The sequence below is a fragment of the Candidatus Competibacter phosphatis genome (assembly GCF_012939995.1).
Lineage (GTDB): Bacteria > Pseudomonadota > Gammaproteobacteria > Competibacterales > Competibacteraceae > Competibacter > Competibacter phosphatis.
Window position 1 is genome coordinate 16,755 of record NZ_SPMZ01000038.1, and the last position, 20,102, is coordinate 36,856.

Sequence of the window (20,102 nt, forward strand, 5' to 3'; positions counted from 1 at the left end):
CGCCAGCCGCACCGCTTCGGCGGTTCGCGGCCGGCGTCACTTGTCCCGTCGCGCCCGGGCAAACGCATCGGCCAAGGCCCCCGGACGATTTTCCGGTGGTGGTTCCTGACGGTCGCGACCGCCGGAGCGATCCTTGCGCGGCCGGTGCCGCTCGCGGACGGCGGGCGGCGCGACGGCGGGCGCTGGGCGCTCCTGCTCGCCGGCCAGCGCTTGACTCAGGCGCAGGGTCAGGGCGATGCGCCGTCGTTCCAGGTCCACCTCCAGCACCTTGACCTTCACCACCTGACCGACCTTGACCACCTCGCGCGGATCTTTCACAAAGCGATCCGCCAGCGCCGATACGTGCGCCAATCCGTCCTGATGCACGCCGATATCGATGAACGCGCCGAAGTTGGCGACATTGGTCACCACCCCTTCCAGCACCATCCCCGGCTGTAAATCGGCCAGTTTCTCCACGCCTTCCTGAAACGCGGCGGTCTTGAATTCGGGCCGGGGATCGCGCCCCGGCTTTTCCAGTTCCGCCAGAATGTCGCGCACGGTCGGCACGCCAAATCGTTCGTCGGTGAAGCGGGTCGGTTCCAGTGTCTTGAGAAAGGCGGCATTACCCAGCACCTCGTGCAAGCCACGCCCGCTGCCGGCGAGGATGCGCTCGACCAGCGGATAGGCTTCCGGGTGGACGGCGGAACGATCCAGTGGATTGTCGCCATTGAGAATGCGCAGGAATCCGGCCGCCTGCTCGAAGGTTTTCTCGCCCAGGCGGGAAATGTTCAGCAACTGTTCCCGCCGTCGGAACGGACCATTGGCGTCGCGATGCTCGACGATGTTGCGGGCCAGCGTCGCGTTCAACCCGGCCACCCGCGCCAACAACGGCGCCGAAGCGGTATTCACGTCCACCCCGACCGCGTTGACGCAATCCTCGACCACCGCATCCAGGGTCCGCGCCAACCGGGTTTGTCCGACATCGTGTTGATACTGGCCAACGCCAATGGCTTTCGGTTCGATCTTGACCAGCTCCGCCAACGGGTCTTGCAGGCGGCGGGCGATGGACACCGCCCCGCGCAAGGACACATCCACCTCGGGAAACTCCCGTGCCGCCAGCTCCGAAGCGGAATAGACCGAAGCGCCGGCTTCCGACACCACCAGCTTTTGCAGGCGCAGCTCGGGATGGCGCTGCATCAACTCGGTCGCCAGCCGGTCGGTTTCGCGCGAGGCGGTGCCGTTGCCGATACTGAGCAACTCCACATGATGTCGGCGACACAGTTCGGCCAGCGCGTGCAGGCTTTCGTCCCACTGCTTGCGCGGGGCATGGGGATAAATGGTCGCGGTATCCACCAACTTGCCGGTAACGTCCACCACCGCCACCTTGACGCCGGTGCGCAGTCCGGGATCCAGCCCCAAGGTCGGTCGGGCCCCGGCCGGCGCGGCCAGCAGCAGATCGCGCAAATTACTGGCGAACACCCGGATCGCCTCCTCCTCGGCGGCTTCGCGCATACGCTGCTTCAATTCGGTCTCCAGATGCGACAACAACTTGACCTTCCAGGCCCAACGCGCGGTTTCTCGCAACCAGCCATCGGCGGGGCGATCCTCGTCGCGAATGCCGAACCGGACGGCGACCCGCCGCTCGCCGGGATCGGGTCCGGGGGCTTCGGGATCGCCGATTTCCAGCGTCATCTGCAATACCCCTTCATTGCGGCCCCGGAACAACGCCAGGGCGCGATGGGAAGGAACCTGCCGGAGCGCTTCCCGGTAGTCGAAGTAGTCGCGAAACTTGGCCCCTTCCTCGGCCTTACCCTCGATCAGTTGCGAGTGCAGCACCGCGTTGTCCCACAGATACTCGCGCAACTCCGCCAGCAATTCGGCGTTCTCGGCAAACTCTTCCATCAGAATCTGTCGCGCCCCGTCCAGCGCCGCCTTTACATCGGCCACGCCACGCTCGGCATCCACGAAACCGGCGGCGACTTGTTCGGGCGTCTGCGTGGGATCGGCCAGCAGGCCATGCGCCAACGGGGTCAGTCCGGCCTCGCGGGCAATCTGCGCCTTGGTGCGGCGCTTGGGTTTATAAGGTAGATAAAGATCTTCCAGCCGAGTCTTGGTATCGGCAGCGAGGAGAGCGGCTTCCAGATCGGCGCTCAACTGCCCCTGTTCGCGGATGCTGGCGAGGATGACGCCGCGTCGATCCTCCAACTCGCGCAGGTAGCCGAGCCGTTCTTCCAGCAGGCGTAGTTGAGTATCGTCCAGCCCGCCGGTGGCTTCCTTGCGGTAGCGGGCGACGAAAGGCACGGTGGCGCCGCCATCCAGCAAGTTGACGGCGGCTTCGATCTGGCTTTCCCGAACGGCGAGTTCGCGGGCGAGAGTGGCGACAAGGGTCATGATGGCGAACGGTGTACTCTGGGTTATCGGAGAGGGACCTGGCGAGACCGAGGCGTTGCGCGCTCAGTACTCGACCTTGACATGGATTTTCTCGGCGGCCTCGCGGGCGTCGCGCAAAGTGTGGATCCCATGGGCCGCCAGCAGCGGGATCATGCGCAGAAAAATTTCGCCCGTCACCAGGGCGTCGCCCAGGGCGGTATGACGGGCCACCACGGTGACGCCCAGCCGCCCGGCAACCGCTTCGAGCGCATGCGACTCCTGATTCGGATGCAACACCTCGGACAGCAGCAGGGTATCCAGCACCGGCTGGGTAAACCGGAGACCGGTGCGTGCTTCCTTCATTTGCAGGAACCGCAGGTCGAAGGCGGCATTGTGACCCACCAGCACCGTATCGGCGCAGTATTCGTAAAACTGGGGCAGGACTTCATCGATCACGGGCTGGCCGCGCAGCATGTCGTGCGAAATGCCGTGAACCGTCTGCGACATCGAAGCGATCGGCCGCCGCGGATCGACCAATTGTTCGTAGGTTTCATTGCGGAGCAGCCGATTGTTTACGATGCGCACCGCGCCGATGGCGATGATCTCATCGCCGGCCGCCGGGTCCAGGCCGGTCGTCTCGGTATCGAACACCGTAAAGGCCAGATCCGCCAACCGCAGGCCGTCGAGTTCGGGCGTTTGGCCGGCTTGATGGAACAGATCGAAATCGTAGAACTCCGGGCGGCTCTCGCCATGGCGGATGGAAATGCCGTGCGAGTGGCGCACTGGCTTGGCCATGGGCAACAAAAAGCGGAATCGCGACCACTGCGAATTCTGTCCGGCCATATACACGATTTCGGCGCCGTGCCGCTCCAGCACGTCGCGCAGGGTCAACGGGCTGTCTTCGCCGCCAGCGCTCATCGGAGCCATCTCCCAGTCGTACAAAGCCTGCTGCGGCAGCGCGGGCCCCGGCCAAGCCAGATCGAGCTCGGCGATCCGTCCATGCCGCGCGAGATGGAAGCACAGCTCGCCCACCCCGCAGCCGTCGCGTAAACGGCCGGCCAAAGAGGCGAGCGCCTGTACCAAGGTATAGCTGTCGACCCTGAGCCAGAGGGAGTCGTCGGCGGCTTCCACATGGGTCGGCACGCCCAATCGGTTTTCGATCCGGCGCCGGGCGGTGGCGATCACATCGAGGCCCAGCATCTCTTCCAGCGGCCAGCGCGTTTTGAGGGAATCGGCATGATCGACGGTGAGTCGATCGAGCCGGGCGCTCAACTTGCGCGTTTCCTCATCGATGATCTGGATGAAACAGTCGTGCTGGGCGCGCTCGCAGTCCGGATAGTGAATCAGGGTTTCCACCGCCGCGCGGATGCTGGCCAGCGCCGCCCGGCTGCCTTCGGTGAACGAATGCAGCAACATGTCGCGGGTGGTGTCCAGATCGAAGGCGCGAGTGATGTTTTCCAAGGTCATCACGAACCCACCGATCGCTGCCCCCTGACCCGCATGAGGTAACCCAGCCGTTAGAACCGGCGCCAGTTGCACGCGAACCAGTTGTCCGGTACGGGTGCCGATCACAAATTGGACGTTCGGATCGGGTTGATCCTTCTCCAGCCGCGCCTGGACGCCTTCCAGGGCATGGGTCAGCAGGCTGCGGTCGACGAGGGCGAAAATGGAGCGACCGAGACCGACCAGCGCGCAAGAACCGCCGTTGCGCGGGTTGGCGGAAGCACCGAAAACTTGGCGTGCCCGCTCGTTATAGAGCAGGATTCGCCCCTCGATGTTGCAGACCAGCACGCCCTGGGACAGTTCGGACATCAACGCCGCCAGGCGGTTTTTTTCTTCTTCCAACGATGCGGTCGCACGGGCGATCTCGGCTTCAAGACCGCGCGCCAAACCCTCGCTGTGCTCGGCCAGATCGTTCACCGCCCGCGCCAGTTGCCTGACCTCGGGCGGGCCGGCCGGCTCGATCCGATGCCCGGAGTGAGCCTTGAGCATGATGCGTATCCCTTCCGCCACTGTCAGCGGACCCTTGACGTAAAGCTGATAGGCGACGCCGAAGGCGATGCCGAGGATCGCCATGCGCAGCACCCCCAGTTCCAACAGCAGTTCCGCCCTAGAGGTCAGGATGGCGAGAACCCGCTGCTGGTCCTCGGCTTCCAGAGCGTGGAAGAAGGCATAGCCCGCCATCGCTTCCAAACCCGCCACCAGTGCCAGAAATGCGATGAGGGCGAGCGCGATCTTGAGGTTTTCGTTCATATGGGCGGTTATCGGATGGATCGATTCGACGCAACGCGCGACACAGCCGCTGGGCCAACGGCCGGAAGCGCCCGGTCCGAACTGTTTTTATGGTAGCAGCTTGCAGCCCCGGGCATCCGCGAACAGCGCGGCCCACATGGCGCGAAATGGCGATCAAGCCACTGGTTTTATCGTATTTTTTGGTCATTGTAGACAAGGCCGTTCGGCGCTTATACATTTCTTGAGCCCGCTCCGGGGTTTGCGGCGCGGGTACTTTCATCCACCACAGAGAGGAAATAATAAAATGTCAACCGCCGTTTACGAACGGATACGAAAAAATCCGAAATTCGACGAACTGGTGACCAAGCGCAGCCGGTTTGCGTGGCTGCTGACGGCCTTGGTGCTCGGCATCTACTTTGTTTTCATCATGGTCGTGGCCTTCAATCCGACGCTGCTGGCCACACCGATCTGGGAAGGGGGTAAAGCCTCCATCGCCTGGCCCATCGGCGCGAGCATGATCTTGCTGTTCTGGTTGATGACGGGTCTCTACATCCGCCGCGCCAATGGCGAATTCGATGACATCAATTCAGAGATCATCAAGGGAGCCATCGAATGACTCGTGGAATGCTGAAGTTTGCCACCGCCGCGCTGGCGGTGGGCTGGATGGGCCTGGCGATGGCCGCCCCGGATGTCGGAACCGCCGAGAAACAGGCGCTGAACATCCACGCGATCGTGATGTTCTTCATCTTCGTGATGATGACCCTGGGCATCACCTACTGGGCGGCCCAGCGCACCAAAACGGCCAGCGATTATTACTCGGCCGGCGGCGGTATCACCGGCACCCAGAACGGTCTGGCCATCGCCGGCGATTACATGTCGGCGGCAACCCTGCTCGGTTTGACCAGCCTGACCTATTTTCAGGGTTTCGATGGTTACATCTACTGCATCTGTTTCTACGTGGGCTGGCCGTTCATCATGTTCATCATGGCCGAGCGGCTGCGCAACCTGGGCAAGTTCACCTTCGCCGACATCACGTCATACCGTTTGGATCAGCGACAGGTTCGCACCATCGCCGCCATCGGCTCGCTGACCGTGGTGGTGTTCTATCTGATCGCGCAGATGGTGGGCGCGGGCCAGCTCATCAAGTTGCTGTTCGGCCTGGATTACTGGATCGCGGTGGTCATCGTCGGGGTGCTGATGGTGGTCTACGTGACCTTCGGCGGCATGATCGCCACCACCTGGGTGCAGATCATCAAGGCCTGCCTGCTGCTTGGCGGCGGCACGCTGGTGATGTTGCTGGCCTTTGCTAAGTTCGGTTTCAACTTCGAGACGCTGGCCAGCCAGGCGGTCGCCAACTCCAAGAAAGGCATAGCGCTCATGGGACCAGGTTCCCTATTGGCCGATCCGGTGACAGCGGTCTCGCTGTCGCTCGGGTTGATGTTCGGCACCGCCGGTCTGCCGCATATTCTGATGCGCTTCTTCACCGTACCCAACGCCAAGGAAGCGCGCAAGAGCGTGTTCATCGCCACCCTCTGCGTCGGCTTCTTCTTCACCGTGGTAGCGATCATGGGCTTGGCGGCGGTCACCATCGTCGGTACCAACCCGCAATACTTCGAGGGCGGCCAACTCGGCGGCAAACTGCTCGGCGGCAACAATATGCCGGCCATGCATCTGGCGCACGCGGTCGGCGGCAACATGATGCTGGGCTTCCTATCGGCGGTGGCTTTCGCCACCATTCTCGCCGTGGTGTCGGGCCTGGCGCTGGCGGGCGCTTCCGCGATCTCGCACGACCTCTACGCCAACGTGATCCGCAAAGGCCAGGCGACCGAGGCCGAGGAAGTTCGGGTATCCAAGTCGTCCTCATTAATCCTGGGCGTCCTCGCCGTCCTGCTCGGCATCGCGTTCGAGCGGCAGAACGTGGCGTTCATGGTCGGTCTGGCCTTTGGCGTCGCCGCCTCGTGCAATTTCCCGGTGCTGATCCTGTCGATGTACTGGAAGGGACTGACTACGCGGGGCGCGATCTGGGGCAGCATTGCCGGCCTGGTGTCGGCGGTGTTGATCGTCGTGCTGTCCAAGGCGGTATGGGTCAGCGTGCTCGGCAACAAGGAACCGATCTTCCCCTACGAGCAGCCAGCCCTCTTCTCGATGCCGCTGGCGTTCTTCATGGCGTGGCTGGGTTCGGTGACCGATGGCAGCGCCCGGGCCGCGAAAGAGAAAGAGGCGTTCGAGGACCAATACGTTCGTGCCCAAACCGGCTTCGGCTCGGCAGGCGCGGCCGCGCACTAAATTCTTCCCTCGCTCTCATCGCCATCACCTCGATCATCGTCGAGGTGGTGGCGCGACAATGGCGTTTCCAAGCCCCATCCCACCCACGGCAATTTCACGGCACCACCGACCCCTGAAAAGCCGGAGGGGAGAGCCAACCGGCCCTCCCCTCCGTTTCTCTCAAATCAGGCAACCTTCAGAGCAGCGGTTTTTCCGCCACCAACAAACCATCCTCGTCGGCGTAGAGGTAGTGATTAGGCAGGAAAGTCACGCCGGCAAAGCGCACCGGAATATCCCGCTCGCCGATGCCGCGCTTGACGCTTTTGAGCGGATGCACACCCAACGCCTTAACACCAATGCCGATTTCGGCGATGGCGGCGGAATCGCGGATGCCACCGTTCACCACCACGCCGGCCCAGTCGTTCTCCTCGGCCAATTCGGCGAGCTGGTCGCCCAATAGCGCGCAGCGCATCGAGCCGCCGCCGTCCACCACCAGCACCCGGCCTTCGCCCGGCTCTTCCAGCGCGGCGCGAACCAGGGAATTATCCTCGAACACCTTCAGGGTCACGATGGGACCACAGAACATCACCTCGCCACCGTAATCGCCGAAAATTGGCTCGGCGATTTGCAGGCGATCGGAAAATTCATCGCACAGGTCGGTCGTCTTGAAATCCATGGGGGCTACTCTCGCGGCTTGGGGACAGGAATTTTGAAGTTTACCCTACTTATTTTACGCCTTAACGGCTGGTGATCTTCAACTCGATGCGGCGGTTGCGACGATACGCCTCCGGGTTGTCCGCCGGATCGATCGGGTGATATTCCGCCATGCCGACCGCCGCCAATCGCTGTGGTGGAATGCCCTGCTGGATCAGATAGTTCACCACTTCCTGCGCGCGCGCGGTGGACAGCTCCCAGTTGGAGGGAAAACGACCGCGAATCGGCACCCGGTCGGTGTGGCCCTGCACTTCGATGATCACCGGCAAATCCGGCGGCAGGCGGGCGGCCAATTGCTGGTAGACCATGGCGAATTTGTCCAGGTCGCCGCGCCCCCCCCGGCGACAGCGTGGCCTCGCCGGAGGGAAACAACACTTCGGACTGAAACACGAAGCGGTCGCCCACCACCTTGATGTCGGGGTTGCCGGCGAAGACCTCGCGCAGCCGGCCGAAGAAATCGCTGGCGTATTTCTCCAATTCCTCGACCCGCTCCAGCAACCGCTTCTTGAGCGCACTGTCCAGCGCCTCGATCCGACCCTTCTGCTGGACGATGACGGCGTCGCGTTGCGCCAGTTCGTCCTGGTTGGCCGCCAGAGTCTGGTTGAGCCGCTCTAGTTCGTTGGCCAGGCGTTCGGCCCGGGCGCTGAGTAGCGCCGCCAACTCCTGAGCGCCGACGGCGGCCTGTTCCGCCTTGCTTTTATCGACGCTCAGCGCCGACTGCGCCATGCGCACCGCCGCCAGTTCGTTGCGCAATTGCGCCAACAGTGCGTCCCGTTCGCCGACCGTGCTTTCCAGACCCTGGATTCGTCCGCGTAGCCGCTTCGCTTCCTGTTCGGCGTCGCCGGCCAAGCCTTCCAGATGCTCGACGATCCGTTGCAACTGGCCGATGGCGGTATCTTTACCCATCATCTCGCGGCCGATCAGCACTTCACTGACCACGAACACCGTGATCAGGAAGATCAGCACCATCACCAGTCCGCCCAACGCATCGGTAAAGGCGGGCCAGATGTTGATGTCACCGAGCGCATCACGCCGGCGGGGCATGGGCGTCCCCGTCTCGATGCGCGATGGTTCCTGGCTGCTGTGCCAGCAGGCGGGCGATGGTGCGCAATTCGTGCCGCAAATCGGCGGTGCGGTCGTTTTCGATGTCCCGCAAGGCCACTTGCAAAGACTCGATCCGTTCGCCCAGGCTAGCAATCTGCTCCGCGACCCGAGTGATGCCCTCGCCGCGATTGGCCAGATATTCGGTGGTCGCCGCCACTCGCTCCAGCCGGTCGGTGGTCGCTTGCAACAAGGCCGCCAGATGGCGTGGCGAAATGGTTTCGGTACTGGCGGTGACCGTAACCACCGGCTGCCACAGAGGCACCAGATCGCTGACCACCAACGCTTCCAGTTGAGCGTGATGATGGTTCTGGGCATGGAGCAGTTGCAATTCCAGAAAGCTCAACGCCAGCGCCGCCAGCAGGCCGAACATCGAGGACGAGAACGAGGTACCCATGCCGCCCAGCGGCGCGGCCAGCCGATCCTTGAAGCTGGCGATCAACGCCATGGTGTCGGCCGCCTTCTCGGTGGACAGACCGCCGATCACATCGCGCACTCCGGCGATGGTCAGCAACAGGCCGTAGAAGGTGCCGATCAGACCCAGCAGCACCAGCGCCCCGACCAGATAACGCACCAGCGCCCGCTGATCGTCGCCCCGAGTGGCCAGCGAATCCAACAGATACGGCAAGGTCGCGGCGGCGTCGCCGTGGCTGACGACCCGATGGATCTTGCGCAGAAAATCGCCCACTCCACGACCGACATTCTCCAGCAACGCCTCGCTGGCCTCGGCATGGGACCACTCCCGGCGGCGGGCTTTCAAGGCCATCGTGGCGGCTCGTTCGGCGGCGCGGACTTCCCACAGCGTGTCCGCCAGCGCCTTGAAGGTGTAGAACACCCCGAACAGAAAGACCGCCGCGACGGTGCCGTTCAGATAAGGATTGGTCATGAAGGCGGCGGCCAGCGGACGCTGGAAAAATATCCCCAGCGCCGCCAGCGCGATCAGAAACAGCACGGAACGAAGCAGATAACGGCTGGCGCCCCGGGCGGAGCGCCGATCGGACAGGGTCATGGGCATCGGCTATCCATCATCTCCCGAACACGGGAGCGCACTCTACATGAATCGGCTCAACGAGGGTACGACCGCCAAATGTGGCAACGGTTACTAAGCCTGGAAGCCCTGGTCCCAACGGCCGGCAAAGGCGATCCGGTCGAGCGGCTGGCGCGTTCTGGGTGCCAGTTCCCGTTCGCGCAACGCGTCCGGTAGACCGTCGGCGGGCGCCGGATGACCGACCGCGATCATCGCCATGCAGGTGTGATCGGCGGGGATGGCGAACGCTGCCTTGGCTTTGTCGGCGTCGAATCCACCCATCTGGTGCGCCACCAAACTCAGCGCCGTGGCTTGCAAGCAGAGATTCTCGTTGGCGGCGCCGGTATCGTGCTGTGCCCAACGGTTCGGTGCGTCGTTGTGGCCGAATCTCGGCGTTGCCACCGACAGCAGCAATACCGGTGCGTTCTTGACCCAGCCTCGATTGCCTTCGGCCAGACATTCGAACGCACTTTGCCAACCAGCGGCATCGTGAAACCGATCCCAGACCAGATAACGCCACGGTTCGTCGCCGAAGCAGGACGGTGCCCAGCGCGCCGCTTCCAGTAACGCCAACAGATGCTCGCGGCTGACCGGCTGGTCGGCGGCGATGGCGCGCGGGCTCCAGCGGCGGGCGATGAGGTCGGCAATGGGGGTGCTGGGTGATGGCGGGTTTGTCGAGCATGATGGAGAATCTCCCGGTTATTGGGTATTGCGAAACTGTATAAGAGACCACGGCGATCCGAAAAAAGCGAAAATAGCGGTGTATTTTTCTTGCGAATCCTTTATTCCATCCACACACGGGGATCGGCCATGTCTTACCTGCAGGAAATCAATGACTATCTCAACCGTTACGTCCCGCTGTTTCAGGCCATGCAGGCGCGCTTGGAACGCTGCGACGAAACCGGGCTGGCGATCGCCGCGCCGCTGGCGCCGAACATCAACGACAAAGGGATTGCCTTTGGCGGTTCGATGGCGGCGCTCGCCGCGCTCACCGGCTGGGCGTTGACCCGCTCCACCCTGGACCAGCACGGCGAAAGCGCCGAGATCGTGATCACCGATAGCACCTTGAAGTTCCTGAAACCGCTGCGGGAAGACATCCTGACGGAATGTACCCGGCCGGACCTGGCCACCACCGAAAAATTCCTGCAAAGCCTCCGTCAGCGCGGCAAGGCCCGCTGGGCGGTCGACGTGATCATCCGTTCCGGTGGTGAAGCGGTGATGACCTTCAACGGACAATATGGCGCCTACCGGCCCGAAAAAGCGGCTTGAATCACCCTTGGCGGCGGGAAACGGCATGATCGGCGATGCCTTCATCCAGGATGGCCCGCGTGGGCTGCGGTTCACCGCGCCGACACGGGTGGTGGTCGCCATGCGGCCGGATGAAGTCGTCCCGGCGTTGCAAGCGGTCGAAACGGCCATCGACCAACACGGCCTGACCGCCGCCGGCTTCATCACCTACGAAGCCGCCGCCGCGTATGGCCTAGCTGTCCATGCTCCGCTGTCGGAGCTGCCGCTGCTTTGGTTCGGGCTGTATGAACGCGTGGACAGCCTCGACGATTGGACGGCGCCATCGACTGATTCGCCGTCCTCCGCTTCCTACACGGTGGGTCCCTGGCAACCCACCCTCGACCGCGCCGCCCATGCAACGGTCGTCCGCCGGATCAAGGACTACCTCGCTCACGGTCACAGCTATCAGGTCAACCATACCTTTCCACTCCAGGCCACGTTCGCGGGCGACCCGTGGCCATTCTTCGTCGATCTGGCGACAGCGCAACAGGGAGAGCACGCCGCGTTTATCGATACCGGTCGATTCGCGGTCTGCTCGGCCTCGCCGGAACTGTTCTTTCAACGGGACGGTGAGCGCTTGATAACGCGACCGATGAAGGGCACGGCGGCGCGCGGGCGGACCTTGGCGGAAGACGAGGCGCGGATGGCCGATCTACGGCAGTCCGTCAAAAACCGGGCCGAAAACCTGATGATCGTGGATATGCTGCGTAACGATCTGGGCCGGATAGCCGAAACCGGCAGCGTGGCGGTGCCCCGCTTGTTCGCGGTCGAACGTTACCCCACTCTGTTGCAAATGACCTCCACCGTCACCGCCCGCACCCAAGTCTCGGTGGTGGAGATTCTGAGCAGTCTGTTTCCCTGTGCCTCGATCACCGGCGCCCCCAAGGTACGCACCATGCAAATCATTCGGGAACTGGAATCGCAGCCGCGCGGCGTGTACACCGGCGCCATCGGCTGGATCGGCCCGCGGCGGCAGGCGAGCTTCAACGTAGCCATCCGCACGGCGCTGATCGACCGGGAGCTAGGGAGGGCAAATTACGGCGTGGGCGGCGGCGTGGTCTGGGATTCCGATGCCGGCGACGAGTACACGGAATGTCTGCTCAAGGCCCGCGTGCTGGCCACGCGGCAACCGCCGTTTCAGTTGCTGGAATCGCTACTATGGGAACCGGATAGCGGCTATTTCCTGCCGGAAGCGCATCTGACGCGGCTGGCGGCTACCGCGACCTACTTTAGCGTTCCATTCGACCGACCCGCCATCGCGACCCGGCTGAGCGAATCGGCGACGACTTTGAACGCGGCGCACAAGATCCGGCTTCTGCTCGGCCAGAACGGCGCGTTCACGCTGGAGGCGATCCCACTGACACGGGAGACAGCTCCGCCACCGGTGCGGATCGGTCTGGCCCAGGCACCCGTCGATTCCCATGTGGTCTGGCTGTATCACAAAACCACCCGGCGCGAGATATACGACGTTGCTCGCGCGTCGCGACCGGATTGCGACGAAGTGATTCTCTGGAACGAACGCGGCGAGTTGACCGAAACCAGCATGGCGAATCTGGTGCTGGACCTGGACGGCGAACGATTCACTCCACCAGTGACCAGCGGTCTATTGGCGGGCACGTTTCGCGACTGCTTGCTGGCCGCCGGCCATATCCAGGAACGCATTTTGACCCCAGACGATTTGCGAGCGGCCCGACATATTTATTTGGTCAACTCGGTGCGCAAATGGCGAACAGCCGTATTGGTTGGCTGAATTTCTTCACGGATTACATCCAAGCGATGACGCTCACCAAGAACGGACTCGTATCAGCCACCGGATCGGCATCGCGCTAGAATGGCGGTCGCGGCACAGATTTGCCGACCCGGAGATTTGCCATGGTTACCTTTGACCTACCCGGCTTTATCACCACGTTTCTGGCCGTGATGGCGGCTTTGTTCGTTTTCGCCATCGGCGTTGGCGTTCTACTGGTCGTCACGCTTTACATCATCGATATCACCCAGACGCAACATGCCATTCGTCGCAATTTCCCGGTAATCGGGCGATTGCGCTACCGGTTGGAACATTTGGGCGTATTCTTCCGTCAGTATTTTTCCGCCATGGATCGGGAGGAGATGCCGTTCAATCGGGCACAACGCGCCTGGGTCTATCGCGCGGCGAAGAATCTGGACAACACACAGCCGTTCGGTTCCACCCGCGACCTGCGACCGCCGGGTACCGTGTTGTTCACCAACGCGGCGTTTCCGGCACTCGACACCGAACCCACAGCAGTCGAGCCGCTGACCATCGGCCCGGATTGCCCCCAGCCGTATGCGGCATCCAGCTTTTTCAACATCTCCGCCATGAGCTACGGCGCGATTTCCCAACCAGCGGTAAGCGCGCTGTCAAAAGGAGCGCGACAAGCCGGTTGCTGGCTCAATACTGGTGAGGGTGGTTTGTCCCCGTATCATCTGGACGGCGGCGCCGACCTGGTGTTCCAGATCGGCACCGCGAAATACGGAGTGTGCGACCAGGGAGGTGCTCTGGACGACGATAAACTGCGTGCGGTGGCCGCCCATTCTCAGGTGCGCCTGTTCGAGATCAAGCTGAGCCAAGGGGCGAAACCGGGCAAGGGTGGCATCCTGCCCGCGATCAAGGTCACGCCGGAAATCGCCACCATTCGCGGTATTCCAGTCGGCCGGGATTCACGCAGTCCCAATCGTCATCCCGACATCGCCGACGCGGCGGCGCTACTGGATTTCGTCGCTCGGGTTCGCGCCATCACCGGCAAGCCCACCGGCTTCAAGCTGGTCATCGGCGATCCGCGCTGGTTCGACGACCTGTGCCAGACGATCCTCCGTCGAGGACCGGCCAGCGCGCCCGATTTCGTCACCGTGGACAGCGCCGACGGTGGCACCGGCGCGGCACCGATGAGCTTGCTCGATTACGTGGGCTTGCCGATCCAGGAAAGCCTACCCCTGGTGGTGGACAAGCTGAGCGAATACGGTTTGCGCGAGCGGGTCCGGGTCATCGCTTCCGGCAAGCTGATCAATCCCGGCGAAGTGGCTTGGGCGCTGTGCGTGGGTGCCGATTTCGTGAATTCGGCGCGCGGTTTCCTGTTCGCGCTGGGCTGCATTCAGTCCATGCAGTGCGACAAGAACACCTGCCCGGCCGGGATCACGACTCACAATCCCCGGTTGCAACGCGGGCTGGACCCGACGGACAAGGCCGAACGAGTACGGCATTACGCGGAGAACTTGCGCCGTGAGGTGGAAATCATCGCCCACGCCTGCGGTGCGGCGAATCCCCGGCAACTACGGCGTGAGCACTGTCGAATTGTGGTCGGTCCCGGCCGCTCGGTGCCGCTGGACGAACTCTATCGCCCGGCACCAGCCCGGCGGCTGGACGCCGCTTGAACCGCTTCGTCCCCCACAATCAACCTCTTGTTGCCAAAGGGGGCACGATCTCACGCCCATATCCTTGCCCGCTTGTGGGCGCGGGACGCATCGCTCACGCCGGCTCCGTCAACCGCTCCAGCGCTTCGCGGTATTTGGCGACGGTGCGCGCGACGATCTCCGGCGGCAGTTCCGGTCCCGGCGGCTGCTTGTCCCAATCCAGCGTCTCCAGATAGTCGCGCACGAACTGTTTGTCGAAGCTGGGTGGGTTGACGCCGGGTTGGTACTGATCCGCCGGCCAGAACCGCGAGGAATCCGGGGTCAGCGCTTCGTCCATCAGCACCAGTTGCCCGCTCTCGTCCAGGCCGAATTCGAACTTGGTGTCGGCGATGATGATGCCGCGCGCCAGAGCGTAGTCCGCTGCTTCCCGGTACAGTTGTAGGCTGATCGCCCGTACCCGTTCCGCCAAGTCCGCGCCGATTTGACCGACGACGTGATCAAAGCTCACATTCTCATCATGTGTGCCCAATGGTGCCTTGGTGGATGGAGTGAACAGCGGTTCCGGCAGCCGCTCCGCCAAGCGTAATCCCGTCGGCAGCGGGATACCGCATACCCGACCGTCGCGCTGATAATCCTTCCAGCCCGAACCGATCAGATAGCCACGCACGATGGCTTCGACCGGCAAACCCTTCAGCCGCCGCGCCACCACCGCCCGGCCCGCGACCGCCGCTCGTTCGGTCGGATCGGGTAGTGCCTGCTCCAGCGTCAGGCTGGCCAGTTGCAAATGATTGGGAACGATGTGGCGGGTGCGGTCGAACCAAAAATTGGATACCGCCGTCAGCACCGCGCCCTTGCCGGGAATCCGGGTGGGCAAAATCACGTCAAAAGCGGAAAGCCGGTCGCTGGCCACCATCAGCAGGTGCCGGTCGTCGGCTGCGTACAGATCGCGGACCTTGCCGCGATAGATCAGCGGCAAACTGTGAAGATCGGGCGAGGCGGCGACAGCGGACATGACCATGCAACTCCTGCGGCTGGGGAAAGAATCGGCGCGGCGCATTGTAACCGCCCGGCCGGCGACGGAAAATGCGATGATCCACCCGCGTTCGCCCAACTGACGTTTCGCAAGGCCACCCGACTCTCCGTCAAGGTATGCTGCCGCCATGCACATCAATAACGATTTACTCCCCGCCGACCTGCTGTTCTTCGCCAACTTCATCTGGCTGCTGGTCGGCTTGCAGGCCCTGCGGTCGGCGCCGTGGCGGCTGTTCCTGGCGAACAGCCGGTTGCAACATGTCTTCATGGGCGCTTCGGTGGCGTTGTTCCTGATATGGATCTTCGAGATTGGCGTGCGACCGGCGCTCGGTTTCCACTTCCTGGGCGTGACCGTGTACACCCTGATGTTCGGCTGGTCGCTGGGCACGATCGGCGTCAGCCTGATCACGGTGGCGGTAACGGCGACCAGCGGCGACTGGTCGGCGCTGGCCACCAATGCCCTACTGTTGGGTGTACTGCCGGTCTCGACCAGTTATGGGATTTATTATCTGGTTCACCGCTACCTCCCCCACCACCTCTTCGTTTATATTTTCCTGTGCGGTTTCTTCAACGCCATGCTGGCCGCCGGCGTGGTGGTACTGACCCTGGTATTTTTGCTGGTCACGACCGAGGTTTATTCCTTCGCCCGCATCAGTAGCGATTATCTGCCGTTCGTGCCGCTTTACCTGTTCCCGGAGGGTATGCTCAACGGCATGGTGATCACCGCGCTGATCGGGCTGCGGCCCGACTGGTTGAAAACCTACGACGACGAAACCTATCTCACGCATTAGATGTAGGCACGGGAATCTCACTGCAACCCGTGCCATCTCAACCCCGCGCATTCGAAGAGGCATTTGAGTTCAAGGTGTTTGGCAAATTATTCGGTGGAACATTCGGCTTCATGATGGGCGGGCCGGTGGGCGCGCTGCTAGGCGCGGCGGTCGGCCATAATTTCGATCAGGCTCAATCGCAGGGCAAGCGCGCAACCGTCCCCCCCGAACGCGGTAACTCTCAGGAACACATCCAGGACACTTTCCACTCGACCGCGTTCCAGCTCATGGGTCACATCGCCAAGGCGGACGGCCGGGTTTCGGATCGGGAAATCGCCACGGCCCGCGCCATCATGGATCGCCTGCGGCTCAACGCCGGCCAGCGTCAGGCCGCCATCAACGATTTTACCGCCGGCAAACAACCCGACTTCGACTTGGATGCGATGTTAAAAGCGTTCCAGCGCGCCTGCCGCGGCCGTCCAGCGTTTCTGCAACCACTGCTGGAACTGTTGCTGAACGTTGCTTATGCCGACGACGATCTGCACCCGCACACCCATGCCCGGCTGCTGTACATCACCGACCGCTTGGGCGTTCACCGCTTGCAGTTCGAGGCGCTGCATGCCCTGTTCCGCGCCCAGCGCTGGGCACAGCGGCAGAACCAGGACGGCGGCGGCAAAACGCACGATCACCGGCAAACCCACGACCGGCGTCCCACCACCGCCGTCGGCTCGCTGACCCAAGCCTATGCCGTGCTGGGGCTACAACGCGAAGCCAGCCCCGACGCGATCAAACTGGCCTACCGCCGCCTGCTCAAACAGCATCACCCCGACAAACTGGCGGGCCGCAACGCCTCGCTGGCCGAGCTGGCGCGCGCCACCGAAAAAACCCGCGAATTGACCGCCGCCTACGACCGCATCCGGGAAGCACGTGGTTTCTGACCCGCCCGACGCGAACAGAGCGGCCGGCGCCATCCAAGCGACCAGTTGCTAGAGCACTCCCCGCTCGGCCAGTGAGACCATCTGTCCGTCGCCAATCACGATGTGATCGAGCAGACGGACATCGACCAGGGCCAGCGCTTCCTTCAGGCGCACGGTGATCATTTCGTCGGCACGGCTGGGCTCGGCGATCCCGGATGGATGATTGTGTGCCACGATCGCCGCCGCCGCGTTATGGTGCAATGCCCGTTTCACCACCTGCCGAGGATGTACGGCGGAACTGTCGATGGTGCCGAAAAACAATTCCTCGTATTGAATGACCCGGTTCTTGTTATCCAGGAACAGGCAGGCGAACACCTCGTGCGGGTGGTGGCGCATGCGGGCCAGCAGATACCGACGGGTGTCGGTCACGCCCTGGATGGCATCGCCACGCTGCAAGGTCTCCTCCAGATAACGCCGCGCCAGTTCCAACACCGCCTGCAACTGCACGTACTTGGCCGGTCCCAGCCCCGGCGTCGCGCAGAACCCCGTCTGATCCAATTCCAACAACTTACGCAAGCTTTCATGCTGCTTGAGCATGTCCCGCGCCAGATCCACCGCGCTGCGGCCCGGTATGCCGATCCGTAGAAAAATCGCCAGCAGTTCGGCATCGGACAAGGCGGCAGCTCCACGTCGCAGCAGCTTCTCCCGTGGACGCTCCTCGTCGGGCCAATCGCGAATGGACATCGCCGCACACTCTTTTTTCGATTGATAACGCCAAGCATGGCCACTCGATTCGAACAAATCAAGAAACTGTGACACTTTCTTGATGGCCACCGATTGCGTCGCGAAAACGGCGTATTGCCCTGAAATCGGGCGCGCGTCCCGTCAAAAGCACCGCCATGAAGCGGGCTTATCCTTTCATGCCGGCCAAAAAATCGCGTTTCCGGATTATTGAATAATTTATTATACTTTATAAACAATAAGATATAAAAGTTGGCAATCGGTTTGCTAACCCTATAGTCGTGGATTCGCGCTCGTCGGCCTCTTCAGGTTCGACACCAGCGCGGGTTCCAGGCGGCTAACGGGGGCCGCCGTCGCGGACTATGGCGTCCAACCATGTATCGTCGCACGTTGCGTGGTTGGACGCCCTTTTTATCTCCGCTTGTCTGAGCAACCCTGCTCTCTCCTGCTTCTGTACCTGTTCAAGCTGCGCTAAGCTTGCCGCGATTTCCCCCATCGCGCGGAGTTTCGCCATGCTGCAACCTCTGGCCAAGAAACGCATTCTGCTGGGCGTCACCGGCGGTATCGCCGCCTACAAGAGCGCCGACCTAACCCGCCGGCTGCGCGAGGCGGGTGCCGAGGTACAGGTCGCCATGACGCCCGCCGCCACTGCTTTCGTCGCCCCGCTGACCTTTCAGGCGGTATCCGGCCAGCCGGTTCGGGTCGACTTGCTCGACACCCACGCCGAAGCTGGCATGGGCCATATCGAACTGGCGCGCTGGGCCGATCTGATTCTCATCGCGCCGGCCACCGCCGACTTCCTCGCCCGACTGGCCCACGGCATGGCCAACGATTTGCTCAGCACGCTGTGTCTGGCCACCGACCAGCCAATTGCGGTGGCGCCGGCGATGAACCGACTGATGTGGCAAAACGTCGCGACCCAGGACAACTGCCGGCTGCTGGCGCGGCGCGGCGTACACATCTGGGGACCGGGAGTCGGCGAACAGGCTTGTGGTGAAATCGGTGCCGGGCGGATGTTGGAGGCGGTGGAATTGTGTGGTCACGTCGTCGAACTGCTCGGTGCTCGGGAGGGCATGGCCGAAATCCACCCGGAACCGTCCATCGCGAATCCGGTGACTGCGCCGCTCGCGTCCCATGACCTGCAAGGACTGACCGTGTTGATCACCGCCGGCCCGACCCGCGAGGCGCTCGATCCGGTGCGCTTCATCAGCAACCACAGCAGCGGGAAAATGGGTTTTGCCGTAGCTGGGGCAGCGGCGATGGCGGGCGCGCGGGTAATCCTGGTCAGCGGTCCGGTCAATCTCAAAACCCCGCCCAGTGTCGAACGAATCGACGTGGATAGTGCGATCGAAATGCACGAGGCGGTCATGGCGCGAGCCCAACGAGCGGACATTTTCATCGCCACCGCCGCCGTCGCCGATTATCGCGCCGCCAGCCCGGCGGAGCAGAAAATCAAGAAAACCCATGACACGCTGTCTCTGGAACTGGTGCGCAATCCCGATATTCTGGCGGAGGTGGCCGCATTGCGTTCGCACCGGCCGTTCACGGTTGGCTTCGCCGCCGAAACTCACGACGTGCTGCACTACGCCGAGGACAAGCGCCGTCGCAAGAATCTGGACCTGATTGCCGCAAATCGGGTCGGCGTGGCAGGCAGCGGCTTCGGGAGCGAACAGAACGAATTACATGTGCTGTGGGAAGGCGGGGAACGGGTGTTGCCGCTGGCTGAGAAGACTCTGCTGGGGCAACAACTGGTCACGCTGATCGCGGCGCGTTATCGCTGCTGGAAAGGGGAGCGCTAAGCTGCTAGCTTGGCAACAGCCCTGGAGTGTCTGACTGTGAGCCATCGCGACATCGAACTGAAAATCCTCGATCCCCGTTTGGGTCGGGAGATTCCTCTACCCGCCTACGCCACCGCCGGTTCGGCGGGATTGGATCTGCGCGCTTGCCTAACGGAACCGCTGACGGTCCATCCGAGCGAAACCCATTTGATTCCCACCGGCCTAGCCATGCACATCGCCGACCCCGGCCTGGCGGCGATGGTGCTGCCGCGTTCCGGTCTCGGCCACAAGCACGGTATCGTGCTGGGCAACCTGGTCGGCCTGATCGACAGCGATTATCAGGGCGAGCTGTTGGTCTCGTGCTGGAATCGAGGCCACGCCCCGTTCACCATCGACATCGGCGAACGCATCGCCCAACTGATTATCGTGCCGGTGGTGCGAGCCGAATTCGCCATCGTCCCCGAATTCACGCCCAGCACGCGCGGCGCCGGCGGTTTCGGCCATTCCGGGCGGCATTGAT

18 protein-coding genes are annotated in these 20,102 nt (G+C 62.8%); 10 read left to right on the forward strand and 8 right to left on the reverse strand.

From position 1 onward, the window contains the following. Positions 1-36 precede the first annotated feature (36 nt). Both E4P82_RS13460 and E4P82_RS13465 read right to left on the reverse strand, forming a co-directional pair. Positions 37-2,370: a Tex family protein gene (locus E4P82_RS13460; protein ID WP_169249369.1), complete on the reverse strand. Its 2,334-nt coding sequence runs from the start codon at positions 2,368-2,370 to the stop codon at positions 37-39. 63 nt (positions 2,371-2,433) lie between these two features. Further along, positions 2,434-4,602 carry a 3'-5' exonuclease gene (locus E4P82_RS13465; protein ID WP_169249370.1) on the reverse strand — a complete coding sequence of 723 codons (2,169 nt, stop codon included), beginning with the start codon at positions 4,600-4,602 and terminating at the stop codon, positions 2,434-2,436. Between the two features lie 283 nt (positions 4,603-4,885). Between E4P82_RS13465 and E4P82_RS13470 the strand changes: the two genes are divergently transcribed. Next, positions 4,886-5,197: a DUF485 domain-containing protein gene (locus E4P82_RS13470; protein WP_169249371.1), complete on the forward strand. Its 312-nt coding sequence runs from the start codon at positions 4,886-4,888 to the stop codon at positions 5,195-5,197. An 8-nt stretch (positions 5,198-5,205) separates the two neighbouring features. Then, a complete protein-coding gene (locus E4P82_RS13475; RefSeq protein ID WP_246327581.1) occupies positions 5,206-6,867 on the forward strand; it encodes a cation acetate symporter in 1,662 nt (553 codons plus the stop codon). A gap of 175 nt (positions 6,868-7,042) precedes the next feature. Here the strand turns inward: E4P82_RS13475 and rraA are convergent, their stop codons facing one another. Together rraA and E4P82_RS23720 are read right to left on the reverse strand one after the other, a co-directional pair. Then, positions 7,043-7,522 carry a ribonuclease E activity regulator RraA gene (gene rraA, locus E4P82_RS13480; RefSeq protein WP_169249373.1) on the reverse strand — a complete coding sequence of 160 codons (480 nt, stop codon included), beginning with the start codon at positions 7,520-7,522 and terminating at the stop codon, positions 7,043-7,045. 61 nt (positions 7,523-7,583) lie between these two features. Then, a complete protein-coding gene (locus tag E4P82_RS23720; RefSeq protein ID WP_169249374.1) occupies positions 7,584-7,868 on the reverse strand; it encodes an OmpA family protein in 285 nt (94 codons plus the stop codon). Between E4P82_RS23720 and E4P82_RS23725 the strand changes: the two genes are divergently transcribed. After that, on the forward strand, positions 7,867-8,175 hold the full coding sequence (locus E4P82_RS23725) for a hypothetical protein (RefSeq protein WP_169249375.1): 309 nt from the start codon (positions 7,867-7,869) through the stop codon (positions 8,173-8,175). The genes E4P82_RS23720 and E4P82_RS23725 overlap by 2 nt on opposite strands. A gap of 412 nt (positions 8,176-8,587) precedes the next feature. Here the strand turns inward: E4P82_RS23725 and E4P82_RS13495 are convergent, their stop codons facing one another. Both E4P82_RS13495 and E4P82_RS13500 read right to left on the reverse strand, forming a co-directional pair. Then, on the reverse strand, positions 8,588-9,670 hold the full coding sequence (locus E4P82_RS13495) for a hypothetical protein (protein ID WP_169249376.1): 1,083 nt from the start codon (positions 9,668-9,670) through the stop codon (positions 8,588-8,590). Positions 9,671-9,763: 93 nt separating this feature from the next. Beyond that, positions 9,764-10,336: a nitroreductase family protein gene (locus E4P82_RS13500; protein ID WP_169249393.1), complete on the reverse strand. Its 573-nt coding sequence runs from the start codon at positions 10,334-10,336 to the stop codon at positions 9,764-9,766. Between the two features lie 162 nt (positions 10,337-10,498). Between E4P82_RS13500 and E4P82_RS13505 the strand changes: the two genes are divergently transcribed. The 3 genes from E4P82_RS13505 (at position 10,499) to E4P82_RS13515 (ending at position 14,365) form a co-directional block, all read left to right on the forward strand. Further along, positions 10,499-10,957, forward strand: coding sequence for a YiiD C-terminal domain-containing protein (locus E4P82_RS13505; protein ID WP_169249377.1), 459 nt, complete (start codon positions 10,499-10,501; stop codon positions 10,955-10,957). 25 nt (positions 10,958-10,982) lie between these two features. Continuing rightward, the gene (gene pabB / locus E4P82_RS13510; RefSeq protein WP_169249378.1) at positions 10,983-12,725 is read left to right on the forward strand and encodes an aminodeoxychorismate synthase component I; all 1,743 of its coding nucleotides are present in this window, start codon (positions 10,983-10,985) and stop codon (positions 12,723-12,725) included. A 122-nt stretch (positions 12,726-12,847) separates the two neighbouring features. Continuing rightward, entirely contained in the window at positions 12,848-14,365 is a 1,518-nt protein-coding gene (locus tag E4P82_RS13515) for an FMN-binding glutamate synthase family protein (RefSeq protein WP_169249379.1), read from the forward strand. A gap of 94 nt (positions 14,366-14,459) precedes the next feature. Here the strand turns inward: E4P82_RS13515 and E4P82_RS13520 are convergent, their stop codons facing one another. Then, positions 14,460-15,356 carry a phosphoribosylaminoimidazolesuccinocarboxamide synthase gene (locus tag E4P82_RS13520; RefSeq protein ID WP_169249380.1) on the reverse strand — a complete coding sequence of 299 codons (897 nt, stop codon included), beginning with the start codon at positions 15,354-15,356 and terminating at the stop codon, positions 14,460-14,462. Positions 15,357-15,504: 148 nt separating this feature from the next. Between E4P82_RS13520 and E4P82_RS13525 the strand changes: the two genes are divergently transcribed. Together E4P82_RS13525 and djlA are read left to right on the forward strand one after the other, a co-directional pair. Further along, complete coding sequence (locus E4P82_RS13525; RefSeq protein ID WP_169249381.1) at positions 15,505-16,167, forward strand: energy-coupling factor ABC transporter permease; 663 nt, start codon at positions 15,505-15,507, stop codon at positions 16,165-16,167. 74 nt (positions 16,168-16,241) lie between these two features. Next, positions 16,242-17,084 carry a co-chaperone DjlA gene (gene djlA, locus E4P82_RS13530; protein WP_169249382.1) on the forward strand — a complete coding sequence of 281 codons (843 nt, stop codon included), beginning with the start codon at positions 16,242-16,244 and terminating at the stop codon, positions 17,082-17,084. A gap of 48 nt (positions 17,085-17,132) precedes the next feature. Here djlA and radC read toward each other — a convergent pair whose 3' ends face one another. After that, on the reverse strand, positions 17,133-17,807 hold the full coding sequence (gene radC, locus E4P82_RS13535; RefSeq protein WP_169249383.1) for a RadC family protein: 675 nt from the start codon (positions 17,805-17,807) through the stop codon (positions 17,133-17,135). 509 nt (positions 17,808-18,316) lie between these two features. Here radC and coaBC point away from each other — a divergent pair. Both coaBC and dut read left to right on the forward strand, forming a co-directional pair. Next, positions 18,317-19,603, forward strand: a complete 1,287-nt coding sequence (gene coaBC, locus E4P82_RS13540; RefSeq protein WP_211203149.1) for a bifunctional phosphopantothenoylcysteine decarboxylase/phosphopantothenate--cysteine ligase CoaBC — start codon at positions 18,317-18,319, stop codon at positions 19,601-19,603. Positions 19,604-19,639: 36 nt separating this feature from the next. Beyond that, the gene (gene dut, locus E4P82_RS13545) at positions 19,640-20,101 is read left to right on the forward strand and encodes a dUTP diphosphatase (RefSeq protein ID WP_169249384.1); all 462 of its coding nucleotides are present in this window, start codon (positions 19,640-19,642) and stop codon (positions 20,099-20,101) included. Position 20,102 lies beyond the last annotated feature (1 nt).